Below are 12,183 nucleotides of genomic sequence, written 5' to 3'. Positions count from 1 at the left end.
TACTCCACTTTATTCAAAATACATTTTTTCAAATGCAATCTCATACTGCGAAGGATTAAAACTCACTCCTTTAAGTTGTGGTGTAAAAACTGCTTTTGTACGTGAATAACTCAAAGGAACATATACATTTTGATCATGAACATATGTCAACATTTCATCATACAATTTTTGACGTTTGATTTCATCTGGTTCAATTAAAATTGTTTGGATAGTTTTATCTAACCACGCTTTTTTCTCTAATCCTAATTGTGCTTGATAATCACCATGTGCAGCCATTCTCCAAGATGAGATATAAGACTGTGGATCATATGGGATTCCCCATGAAAGAGAATATTGTAAATCAAAATCACCACTTTTTTGTCTATCTAAAAATGCCTGCTTTTCTTCTCCTATAATTTTAAGTTCAACCCCTATATCTTTAAGATTACTTTGCATATACTCACTGATTGTTTTTTCTTGAGCATTATTTGCATTGAAGTAAAGACGTAAACTAAGTACTTGACCATCTTTTGAACGGTATTGAGTTTTTTCATCTAACTTCCAACCTGCTTTATCTAAAATAGAACCTGCTTTTTTTAAATCATATGCATACTCTTTTAATTTAACATTGCAATATGGAGTAGTAGGTGAAAAAAGTGTTTTTGCTATGGTTTCTGAGTTATTTAAAATACCTTCAACTATAGCTTGTTTATTGACTGCATGTTGCAGTGCTTCACGCACTTTTATATCATGAGTTATTGGCTGTTTTGTATTAATTAGAATTGCTCTTGAAGCCGTAGGTCTACTTAAAAGTGTAGTGTATTTACCCTCTTTTTGAAGAACCTTAAAAGCATCAATATCAATCATATCGCCATCTGCACCAAAGATAAGGTCAACCTCACCTTTTTGAAGAGCAAGAAGAATCGTTTGATGGTCTGGCATAACACGCCATTTAATACTTTCTAATTTTGGCTTTTCACCCCAGTAACTTGGATTTGCTTTAAACAAAGCTGTTGCATTTTTTATGTGTTCACTTAGTATCCATGGTCCAGTACCTATGTAACTATTTACTCCATTTTTAGTGGCACCATCTTTAAAACTATTAAGAGCAATAAAACGAAATGGTCTTGTCATAGCTAACTCTGTTAGAGTTGGATAGTAAGAGTTTTTAAGCGTCAACTTATAAGTATATTCATCTACTACTTCACTACCAATTATCTCATTGACTAACTCTAACCATGCATGACGAGAGCGATTTGCTAAAACTGCATCAATATTTTTTTTGACAACCTCAGCATTAAAGTCTGAACCATCACTAAACTTTACATCTTTTCGCAAATGAAAAATATATGTTTTGCCTTCATTTTGAATTTCCCAACTTTGAGCTAACCAAGGTTTAATTCCCTCAGGTGTATTAATCACTAATGATTCAAAAACCATATTTTGAGCCGCCATCTCTCCACCATATAAATGTGGATTGATATTGCGAATATCTTTAGTACTAGCATAAACTAGCTCTTTTTTATTCTCTTTTTGACTCACAGGTTTACTTTCACAGCCCATAAATACCAATGTAAACACCATTAAACCCGTGACTAAAAGGTTTTGTAACCCTCTTCTCATGCATATCTCCTTTTGTAATAAAAATATATATTATATTTAATACTAATATTTATTTCGTATTATTATAGCATACTAATATTAAAAAAATGTTCTATTCAAAATTATTTGCCTCTTTATTAAGCACAAAAATCAGCTACTAATAATGTATAATTGTGTTTGTTTATATTTGAAGGAACACTTGTGATTAAAAAACTTATTGAAGACGATAGTATTCATATCTATTTTCAGCCTATTATTTCTATCCGTAATGCTAGAGTTATTGGATTTGAAGCTTTAATGCGAGCATATGATGAACATGAAGAACTACTCTCACCTATATTTGTTTTTGATCAAGCAAAAAAAGAAAATCTATCTTTTGTACTTGATAAATTTGTACGAAATAAAGCTTTACAAAGTTTTAAACCTTTATGGCAAGAAAATAAAGAGCTATTATTGTTTCTAAACTTTGAATCACATTTACTCGATACTACTATCTCGATTGAAGATTTTGTATTTTCCTCAGTTGCACAAGAGTTAGGTATCCCACCTTCACGTATTGTTATTGAAATCAAAGAGTATCAAATAAAAAACACCCAAAGACTCAAAGAATTTTGTAATTTTTATAAAGAACGAGGTTTTATAATAGCCCTTGATGATTTTGGAGCAGGTAATGCTAATTTTGATCGTATTTCAACTGTACGTCCACATATTGTAAAAGTTGATCGCTCTATTATTTTTAACGTACATAAAAATTTTATTAATAAAGAGATTTTAAAATCTGTTGCAAATATGTGTTTCAATATAGGTGCCCTTGTTCTTTCCGAAGGCGTGGAAGATGAAGAAGAAATATTGCGTTCTTTAAAACTTGATATTGACTTTTTTCAAGGATTTTGGTTTGCAAGACCAAGCAACTTACCATATAATAAAACGCTTTTAGATGAAAAAATTGCTTATATTGGAGCTAAACATACACAAAACGTTAAAGATTCAATGAAAAATAAAAAACTTATCATCAAAAGTGCTAAAGATTATACCCTTAAAATTATCAAGTCAATAAAGAAAACACAAACTGTTAATTTTTCCAATTTTTTACAAAAACATGACAATATAGAAGCTATCTATTTTATTGATGCTATTACTGGGATTCAAGAAGGGGATACTTTTATTAGTGCTGATACAAATGATTTTTTTCAGCCTGCTAAAGAAGGTGATAATCATGAACTTAAAGAGTACTTTTACATAACAAAAGAATCAAAACGAGGAAATTATCTGAGTCAAAAATATATTTCTAGAGCATCAGGTCGTATGTGTAGAACTTTTGCACAAAAATTTATACTTGACGATAAAGAAAAAATTTTATGCTTAGATTTAAAAGTACAAACTATTTAATTTTTTATAAATTTTCTTTATATGCTTTAGTATGTAATGCTAAAGCTTTGATATAAACAATTTGCAACATCAAACTCTTCTTTATTCTTTACATGTCTTTTTATACATTGAAAAGTATTTGTTAAAGTAAACAATCTTTGATCGAGCATATTATTTTCACACTTTAATGCATAATAACTTGGCCATGAACCTCCAGAACCAGTCATCACTCCACTCATCATACAAGTTTTATCTACGTAATCTAGCCAAGCTTTATGCTGCTTTTCTAAAGAACCATTCCAATAAGTAACGGTAGCATACTGTATAGTTTGCAACTTTGCATCAATCTTGTTCACTAACTTATTAACTCTCTTAATTTTAATATCCCGTTTTTTAGCTTCAAGATTACCAGCATGCATTGCACTACCTTCTGGCCAATCGTCTGCCGATAATGTATATAAAGGAAATACAATTAATCCTAAAGCTATTATTTTTTTCATTGTTAATATGTTCATAAAATCACTTTTTCTTTTTTAACCACTTCACTCTGAATAGAAAAGCTCTATATCCCAACAAAACAATAGTCATAAAAATAAACATAAACTCTAAGTTTCCTAAAACTTTTTGAGCCATTGCTTCATGAATTACAACTAAAATGAGAACTATATAGACTAATTTATGCCATTTATTAAATTTAGCAAATAATTTTCTTGTAGATGTAATCGCCATAAATAAAAGAATACTAAAAGCAATCATTCCAAGATAAATAAAAGGCTTATCAAGTGTCTCTTTTAATACAAAAGTAACATCAAACTGAGCATCTAAAATATAAAAATTTAAAAAATGCAATAAAGCATAAAAAAAGGAAAAAAGTCCCATCATCCTTCTATACTTTATAAGATTAATAATCTTTTTTAAAGGAGTTAAACTAAGAGACAGTATAAGGATTATTAAAGAGCTAATCCCTGTACATGTAAAGATATATTTAATAGGATCATTGGCACTTTGTACACTAATTAAAAGATACAAAAGTGGCAATAACAAAACAAAAAACAATAAGCTTCTTTTCATTAAATATACCTTCTTAAATCCATATCTTTATACATATGTCCTACTTCTTTTTCATAGCCATTAAACATAAGAGTTTCAGTTTTAAAAAAACTTCCTAGTTTTCTCTCTTTTGCTTGGGACCATCTTGGGTGATCTACATTTGGATTTACATTTGCATAAAAACCATACTCTAAATCATTTATCATTTTCCAAGTATTGAGTGGTTCTTCTTCTACTAACTCTATACTTACTATAGATTTAATACTCTTAAAGCCATATTTCCAAGGAACCACCAAACGAATAGGTGCGCCATTTTGATTTGGTAACATTTTACCGTACATTCCTACACTCATAAAAGTAAGCTCATTCATAGCTTCATCCATTCTAAGACCTTCTACATAGGGATAGGGAATATTTGGAAAAAGTTTTCCTGCTTTTTGATCTGGAAACTGTTTGGGGTCAACTAAAGTAGTAAATTTTACATACTTTGCTTTTGAAGTTGGTTTTGCTTTTTGAAGAATATGCGATAAAGTAACTCCAATCCAAGGGACAACCATAGACCAACCTTCTACACAACGAAAACGATATATTCTTTCTTCTAAAGGATATGAATTATAAATATCTTCAAGACTAATCACCATAGGATTTTCCACTTCACCAAGGATTTCTACATCCCAAGGGTTTGGTTTTAAAGTGTGAGCCATCTTTGCTGGATCACTTTTAGAAGTTGAAAATTCATAAAAATTATTATAAGTACTGGCTTGGTCATATGAGTTTAATTCTAACCCTTTACCAAAAGTAGTTTTTTGAAACTTTAACGATTCTCTTTTAACATTCTCAACAGCAGCTAATTTTTCAGCTATAACAGAAGAAGAAACCAAAGCAGCTGCACCTAGTTTTAAAAAGTTACGACGTTTGTTAAACAGTGCCTCATCTGTAACTTCATTTTCACTTATATACCAATCTGGTTTTTTTATAATTGTCATGATTTATTCCTTTATTTTAAGAATATTACTCAAATTGCGTGTAGTTATTGTTAAAAGGAAAAATTATTGTAAGAGGAAGCTTTCACGACTACCTCCTCTTGAAGAGAAAAATCTTTATATTACTAAATCAATATAATGTTCTATCTGTTCTCTTTTCATGATACGAATAAAGTTCGTGTTACCAGGAATACCTGTTGGGTAACCAGCTGTCACTATGTATGTTTTATCTTTATCAATAAAATCTTTTTGCAATCCATTTTGAATTGTTTGCGCTAAAATTATATTGATATTACTTCCTTTTTCTATTGTCATAATCGGAGTAACACCCCATGCAATAGTAAGTGATCGTGCAACTCTTTCATCGTGTGTTACCGCATATATGTGACTTTTAATTCTATAACGAGCAAGCTTTTTTGCACTCATACCAGAACTTGTTAAACTAATAACAGCTTCCACATTGAGATTTGTAGATAATTTAGCAATTGACTCCGAGATAATATCTGTATCATCTAAAAATTCATATCTGTTAAATTTATTATATGGGTATACTGATTCAGTCTCTTTAATAGTGTTTGACATAACTTCAACAACATTTATTGGATTATTACCTACGGCACTCTCTTCTGAAAGCATCACAGCATCTGTTCCATCTAATACTGCATTTGCGACGTCACTAATTTCAGCTCTAGTTGCTACTTCGTTGAAAGCCATAGATAAAAGCATTTGAGTTGCAGTAATAACCGGTTTAGACGCTGCATTTGCTTTACGTATAATTCTTTTTTGAATACTTGGAACTTTATAGTAAGGTACTTCTATACCAAGATCTCCACGAGCAACCATAATACCATCACTCACTTCTAAAATCTCATCTATATTTTCAACTGCATCAAATTTTTCTATTTTTGCAAATATTTGACTTCTTGATTTGTGTCCTTCTAAAATGCCTCTTACTTTTATAATATCTTGTGCATTTTGTACAAATGAAACTGCAACAAAATCAACACCATTTTTTGCACCCCATAGTAAATCATGTTCATCTTTTTCAGTAATAACTTCAATATTTATAACAGTACTTGGAAAATTCACACCTTTATTAGAAGATAATTTTCCGTCATTTTCAATTATAGTGATTATTTCGTCTTCTATTTCTGTTACTTTTGCTTTTATAGTTCCATCATAAAGATAAATATACTCATCTACTTTTAGCATATCTAAAATTTCAGGTTGATTAATACAAAGTTTATAAGAGTTGTCTCCTGTTTTTTCACCCTCTATAATTTCTTTTACAAAAGTAACTTTATCACCTTGTTTTAATAAAAAATCTTCTTTTAATTTACCAACCCTTACTTTAGGTCCACAAATATCTTGAAGAACCCCTACTTTAATTTTTACATTTTCTGAAGCTTGTCTTATTTTTTTTAAAGTTTCTGAGTGATATTCGTGAGTTCCATGACTAAAGTTTAGACGAAAAACATTAACTCCTGCTTTAATTAGCCCTTCTAAAACCTCTATACTATCACTTGCTGGACCAACTGTTGCCAAAATCTTTGTTTTTTTACTCATTTTTATCATCCTTCTTTTATTTTTAGTTTACTATTAAATTATTACAAAATTATATCAAATCTAATGTTATAATCTCCTATTATATATAATGTATTTTTTATATTAAAATTAACAATTTTTTGATAAAATGTCACATGAAAACTGTAAAAAATAAAATCCTCTATTTTACTTATGAAGGTAAAATGATAGAGAGAAACAGCAAGTTATTACTTCAAGAAATCTATGCAATGCAAATAAATATAGAAGAGAGAAAATTGCGTGGAATTTTTATATCTTTACAAAATGTCCCATATGATTTAAATAATTTAAAAAATTTTTTATTACTACTACAAAAAGTAACTACTGCACTAGAAGTTCCTGTATGTTTAGGCGAATATGATAGTGCTTTATATCAAATTCTCAAAAAAGAAACAAAATCTACTTATATCAAACTATTTAAAACTTTCGATTTAGCCATACTCTTTTTAAATACACAAGATTTTAAAAAAAAGCTAAAGATTCTTATGTATGATGATCCAAAAGATGAGGAAGAACTAGATAAACAAGCTGCTTTACTTACAAGATTTGAACACAATATAGTATACACAAAAGATAAAGAAGAATTCCAAAAGAAAATCAATGATAAAAATATCGATTTTGCCATTTCCCAAACTAAAATAAATTTAGATAAAGAAAAAAAAGAAAAATCAAAAGCCGCTTTTTCTTTATCCAAAGCACTCGTAAGTAACTTACCAATTTTTATAGATACAGCAGTAGAAAATTTAGAAATGCTTACAGGCTTAACAGCAAAAAAAACTTCTCACTTAATAAGTCCTTTTAATAAAGACATACCGAACAATAGTATATGTGCAATCATGCAATTTAAAGGTGCTATAATAGGAAAATTTGTTCTTATTTTTCCAAAAGAAGTGGCCTTACTTTCTATTGAAGCGATGCTTGGTGAAAAGTTAAATCCTAATGATTTAGAAGGCATTAGTGATGGTATAGGTGAATTTTGTAATATTATAACTGGTGGTGCAAAAACTAAACTTTCTCAAAAAGATATAAAAGTTCTTTTTGAACTTCCTAGAACCTATACAACAATTACTTCTACAATAAATTCCCTCTCTGATAATAGTGGTATTTGGATAAATATGGACCTTGAGGGCAAACCTTTTTACATGTATATTACAACATAAGGATATGTTATGAGAATTGATTTACAGCAAACTCAAGCTTTAGTAGTTGACATACAAGAAAAAATTTTCCCACACATAAGCAATAATGAATTGCTTTTAAAAAATACCCTCAAACTTATCAAAGGGCTTAAAATTTTGCAAGTGCCTTTTATTCTCAATGAACAATACCCACAAGGTATAGGATATACAATTGAACCCATAAAAGAGCTTTTGAAAAATGAAATAGCTTATGAAAAATTTACTTTTAGTTGCTGTAAAACAGATACAACCATGAATGTTATAAAACAAAATAAAAAAAAGTTTGTTATTGTTTTTGGTATTGAAGCCCACGTTTGTGTACTTCAAAGTGTTTTAGATTTACTAGAACATGGATTTATTCCTGTTTTAGTCACAGATTGTATTAACTCAAGAAATAGTAATGATAAAACCGTAGCAATACAAAGAATGATACAAGCAGGAGCAATTCCTACAACATATGAATCAATCCTATTTGAGTTATGCCTAAGTTCTAAAAATGAAATATTTAAAGAATTGAGTGCTGTAGTCAAATAACTTATAACAGCTTTTGTATATCTTTTTCAATCTCTCTTGGTTTTGTAGAAGGAGCATAGCGTTTCACAACATTACCTTGTCTGTCCACTAAAAACTTTGTGAAGTTCCATTTAATAGTACCAAGACCTAAAAAACCACTTTTTTGTTTTTTTAAATATTTATAGAGTGGAATCTCATCATCACCATTTACATCAACTTTACTAAACATATCAAACTCAACACCATATGTTAATGTACAAAAAGATTTAATCTCTTTTTCAGTACCTGGTTCTTGTTCTAAAAACTGATTAGAAGGAAAACCTAATACACTAAGACCTTTTTGATTGTACTTTGCATGTAAATGCTGTAATCCTTCATACTGACTTGTAAAACCACATTTACTAGCAACATTAACTATAAGCATTACACGGTTTTTATACTTACTTAAACTGACACTTTCACCATCAATTGTTTTTACACTCATATCATAAATACTCATTGTCTCTCCTGCAAAACTTAAACTAAAAAACAGGAATAATGTCAATAATATTTTCATACTAAATCCTGTATAGTCTGATCTATATTTTCATACTTAAACTCAAATCCATTTTCAATTAATCTTTTAGGAATAACTCTTTGACCATCACACAAAACTTTTGATCCTTCACCAAACAATAATTTTAATACAAACTCAGGAATTGGAAAAAATGTAGGCCTATGTAACTTTTTACCAAGTGTTCTTGTTAAGCCCTCATTGGTTGTAGAAGTTGGTGCACACAGATTAAAAACACCTTCTAACTCTTGTTCTATCACAAACTTATATGCTCTCATCAAATCTTCAATATGAATAAAAGAAAAAGCTTGTTTTCCACTTGCTATAGTTCCTCCAATTCCTAATTTAAAAGGTAGTAACATTTTTGCCAATGCTCCTCCCTTTCCCATTACAATACCAAATCTAAATATAGAAGTTTTTACCCCATACATTTTTGCTTCTAAAGCAATTTCTTCCCATTCTTTACAAAGATTGGCTAAAAAATCATTCTCAAGGTCTAAACTATCTTCATCATACGTATCATTATTTTTATAAATGCCAATAGCAGAAGTAGATATGAAATATTTTGGTCTGTTTTGAGATTGAGTGATTGCATCAAGAAGATATTTTGTAGTTTCTATTCGACTGGAATAAAGAATCTTTTTATACTCTTCACTCCAACGATTTATAATACTTGCACCTGCTAAGTTTATGAGTATATCACTTTCATTTATAATAGTAGTAAGTTTTTCTAAATTTTGTAATTCATCTCTTTTAATGGAAAGAACTTTAAAATTTTGTTTTTCAAACATTTGTTTTAAAGAACTACCCACAAAGCCACTTGCACCTGTTATTGCTACTGTTTGCATAAAAAGCCTTTATAAAAAAATTACTTTTTATTATTTTACCTCTTTTGTAGTAATATTAGCAACTTTTCTTCTTCATCACTAAACATACTAATAGGAGAATCAGCTACATATCTAAACTCTTTTAAATTCTGAAACACTTCTTTAGTATGATAATACTGCTTTACTTCACCACTTATTTTATTGAAAGTTTTACCCTCTTTTTCGAACAAAGTTATATTTGTCGTAAGTATGTTTTCTTCAAAATTTGCTTCAATAGATAAAAACTTATCTTCTTCATCTTTAACAACTGCTCCATCAGCTACTTCAAAACCAGCTAAAGTATTCACATCAAACAAAAAATAACCCTCATCTGAGAGAGTATTTGAAACATCAGAAAAAAAACTATTAAGCTCATCTTCTTTCATATAGTTTAAAACATCACCCACTGCTAACGCACACTCAAATGAACCTTTTTTAAATTCTTTTAACTCTTTTGTATCTGCATTGACTCCAAGACTTTGTGCTCTTGTTATCATCTCTTTACTTCTGTCAATCCCAAAAGCTTTAAAATCATTATCCTGTAAAAGTTTTAGAAGTCTTCCATTACCACAACCAATATCTAAAATAGTATTTACATGTAAAGGGTAAAGAAGTTGCAGATATGATGAGTATAAAGCATCATACTCATCATAAAAACCTATTAAAGGTTCAATTTTGGCATATAAATCTAATGAATGCAAATTATTCTACCAAATCCTTATCAAACTCTTTTTGATTGAAAGTTTTTCCAAGATATTCACAAACAGATTTTACATCTCTTTCTGCATTTCCTAGACAACTAGTAGCTCCAGGACTTGGTGTCATATTAAATATAATTCCTGTTCCTGGATTAACACTTGCTTCTCCAAGCATAAGTTTTTTGTTTTTCTTGTCAAGTACTTGTGGACGAACGCCACCAAATCCATCTGCATACTCTATATCATCAAGCCCCAAAGATGGAACTATTTTTCTAGCATCTTGTACAAATAATCTTTTATTGATAAATGGTACTTCAAACATAAAGTTTTTAAATATATAGTTTCTTATATCTGAATCCGAAAGTAAATCTCCAAATATTTTTGCAACAGAAGTATCAAATCTTAAAGTTCTTATAAAATCTATAACTGTAGAATTACCATGGTATCTTTCTAATTTAGGTAAAGCTAAAGCAGTAGGACCAAACCTTGTAAAACCATTTGCTAAGATATCAGGATCTCCATGAAGTGCAGCAAAAGGAAGTTTTGGATGTTGCACCATATAGACTTTACCATTAAGAATTTTTTTAGTTGTCATATAAAAACTTCCTGCCATTGGTAAACAGCCATAATCCGTACCATGTCCCATTCTATGTGCTAAATATAATGAATGTGCTCCAGCATTAACCACAACAAAATCAGCTGTAAAAGTTTCATTAGCAGTCTCAACAACATGAGTTTTACCAAATTTTTTGATATTCGTAACTTGTGAGCTTAAAAATACATCTGTTTGTTTATCTTCTATCTTGGTTGCATTTTCAACCAATGATTCTGTCATCTGTCCAAAATCAACTGTGCTATATTCTCCACTCTCAACACCAACACCAACAATACTTTCAGGCCGTTCATTTCCTTGTTCATCATAAATAAGTTTTGGCTCAATTTGGGCAAGTTTATCTTTTTCAAAAACTTCTAAATAAGGGAATAACTCCTTAAAATCTTCATATCTTTTTCTCATATAAGCAACTTCTTCATCACCTACACCAATAGCCATCTTTTGATGAGCAAACATGAATTTATCTTGATATCCATATTGCAAACAATACTTTTCAATCATCTTTGCAGTTCTTTTTACACTCTTTGCTTTATCAACAGTATAATTCGTTTCAATATCTCCACAATGTATAGTTTGAGAATTACTTGTACCACTAGAGTTTAATTTTGCTAAACCGTCATATTTTTCAACTAAAGCTATACTTTTAACATCTGTATATTTCGCCAATTCATAAAAAAGTGCTGCGCCTGAAATTCCGCCACCAATCACCAAAACTTCATAATGATTTTTTGCCATGCAATATATCCTCAAACTAAAATTTTTTATTATATTGACATAATAATACAAAAACTTTTATAAATTAAAAAATTACTAATATTCATAAATTAAAATTTATGAATATTATATGAACTTATTGTATAATTTAACTATAATCACCTGCAAAGGAGTGAAAATGGACCACTTATTAGATAAAGATCTTGAATTAAAGGATATCAAAGAAGTAAATGGTAAAAAGTTTTTTATTTCTACTATCAAGATGGAAATACGCCACTCTTGGATAAACCAGCATAAAAATGTTTATGTTTATGAAACTATGGTTTTTGATGAAAAAGATGATAAAGTCCAATACGAAAGCTCAGTGTATGATAAAAGATATACAACCTATGATAAAGCTGTCAAAGGACATCAATACGCTATTAATAATATTGAGGATATCGTAAAAATGTCAAAAAGATATAAGACAGAGGATTAACCTC

13 protein-coding genes are annotated in these 12,183 nt (G+C 29.5%); 4 read left to right on the top strand and 9 right to left on the bottom strand.

The genetic code is table 11. The features are described from left to right. Positions 1 to 9 precede the first annotated feature (9 nt). Complete coding sequence (nikA, locus tag K354_RS0101820) at positions 10 to 1,602, bottom strand: nickel ABC transporter substrate-binding protein (protein WP_024953807.1); 1,593 nt, start codon at positions 1,600 to 1,602, stop codon at positions 10 to 12. A gap of 180 nt (positions 1,603 to 1,782) precedes the next feature. Here nikA and K354_RS0101815 point away from each other — a divergent pair, with 180 nt between their 5' ends. Continuing rightward, entirely contained in the window at positions 1,783 to 2,970 is a 1,188-nt protein-coding gene (locus K354_RS0101815; protein WP_024953806.1) for an EAL domain-containing protein, read from the top strand. Positions 2,971 to 2,996: 26 nt separating this feature from the next. Here the strand turns inward: K354_RS0101815 and K354_RS0101810 are convergent, their stop codons facing one another. The 4 genes from K354_RS0101810 to pyk form a co-directional block, all read right to left on the bottom strand. Continuing rightward, entirely contained in the window at positions 2,997 to 3,464 is a 468-nt protein-coding gene (locus K354_RS0101810; protein WP_024953805.1) for a lysozyme inhibitor LprI family protein, read from the bottom strand. Positions 3,465 to 3,468: 4 nt separating this feature from the next. Next, complete coding sequence (locus tag K354_RS0101805) at positions 3,469 to 4,020, bottom strand: ferric reductase-like transmembrane domain-containing protein (protein ID WP_024953804.1); 552 nt, start codon at positions 4,018 to 4,020, stop codon at positions 3,469 to 3,471. After that, on the bottom strand, positions 4,020 to 4,985 hold the full coding sequence (msrP, locus tag K354_RS0101800) for a protein-methionine-sulfoxide reductase catalytic subunit MsrP (RefSeq protein ID WP_024953803.1): 966 nt from the start codon (positions 4,983 to 4,985) through the stop codon (positions 4,020 to 4,022). The genes K354_RS0101805 and msrP overlap by 1 nt, the downstream gene beginning before the upstream one ends. A 114-nt stretch (positions 4,986 to 5,099) precedes the next feature. Beyond that, the gene (gene pyk, locus K354_RS0101795; RefSeq protein WP_024953802.1) at positions 5,100 to 6,548 is read right to left on the bottom strand and encodes a pyruvate kinase; all 1,449 of its coding nucleotides are present in this window, start codon (positions 6,546 to 6,548) and stop codon (positions 5,100 to 5,102) included. Between the two features lie 134 nt (positions 6,549 to 6,682). Here pyk and K354_RS0101790 point away from each other — a divergent pair, with 134 nt between their 5' ends. Together K354_RS0101790 and K354_RS0101785 are read left to right on the top strand one after the other, a co-directional pair. After that, complete coding sequence (locus K354_RS0101790; RefSeq protein ID WP_024953801.1) at positions 6,683 to 7,726, top strand: chemotaxis protein CheX; 1,044 nt, start codon at positions 6,683 to 6,685, stop codon at positions 7,724 to 7,726. Between the two features lie 9 nt (positions 7,727 to 7,735). Continuing rightward, positions 7,736 to 8,278, top strand: coding sequence for a hydrolase (locus K354_RS0101785; RefSeq protein WP_024953800.1), 543 nt, complete (start codon positions 7,736 to 7,738; stop codon positions 8,276 to 8,278). Position 8,279: 1 nt separating this feature from the next. On the opposite strand, the gene K354_RS0101780 is transcribed toward K354_RS0101785, so the two are convergent. Genes K354_RS0101780 through K354_RS0101765 form a run of 4 tightly spaced genes read right to left on the bottom strand, consistent with a single transcriptional unit; the run spans position 8,280 to position 11,722 of the window. Then, positions 8,280 to 8,756, bottom strand: a complete 477-nt coding sequence (locus K354_RS0101780; protein ID WP_024953799.1) for a glutathione peroxidase — start codon at positions 8,754 to 8,756, stop codon at positions 8,280 to 8,282. Positions 8,757 to 8,809: 53 nt separating this feature from the next. Beyond that, on the bottom strand, positions 8,810 to 9,658 hold the full coding sequence (locus K354_RS0101775) for a TIGR01777 family oxidoreductase (protein ID WP_024953798.1): 849 nt from the start codon (positions 9,656 to 9,658) through the stop codon (positions 8,810 to 8,812). A gap of 35 nt (positions 9,659 to 9,693) precedes the next feature. Then, positions 9,694 to 10,377 carry a class I SAM-dependent DNA methyltransferase gene (locus tag K354_RS0101770; RefSeq protein ID WP_024953797.1) on the bottom strand — a complete coding sequence of 228 codons (684 nt, stop codon included), beginning with the start codon at positions 10,375 to 10,377 and terminating at the stop codon, positions 9,694 to 9,696. A 1-nt stretch (position 10,378) separates the two neighbouring features. Next, positions 10,379 to 11,722 carry an FAD-dependent oxidoreductase gene (locus K354_RS0101765; protein ID WP_024953796.1) on the bottom strand — a complete coding sequence of 448 codons (1,344 nt, stop codon included), beginning with the start codon at positions 11,720 to 11,722 and terminating at the stop codon, positions 10,379 to 10,381. Positions 11,723 to 11,879: 157 nt separating this feature from the next. Between K354_RS0101765 and K354_RS13760 the strand changes: the two genes are divergently transcribed. Further along, positions 11,880 to 12,179, top strand: a complete 300-nt coding sequence (locus K354_RS13760; RefSeq protein WP_024953795.1) for a hypothetical protein — start codon at positions 11,880 to 11,882, stop codon at positions 12,177 to 12,179. The last annotated feature ends 4 nt before the right edge of the window (positions 12,180 to 12,183 follow it).

Origin of the sequence: Sulfurospirillum arcachonense DSM 9755 (genome assembly GCF_000597725.1) — a bacterium.
GTDB lineage: Bacteria > Campylobacterota > Campylobacteria > Campylobacterales > Sulfurospirillaceae > Sulfurospirillum_A > Sulfurospirillum_A arcachonense.
This window is presented reverse-complemented; position numbering and strand designations above follow the sequence as displayed.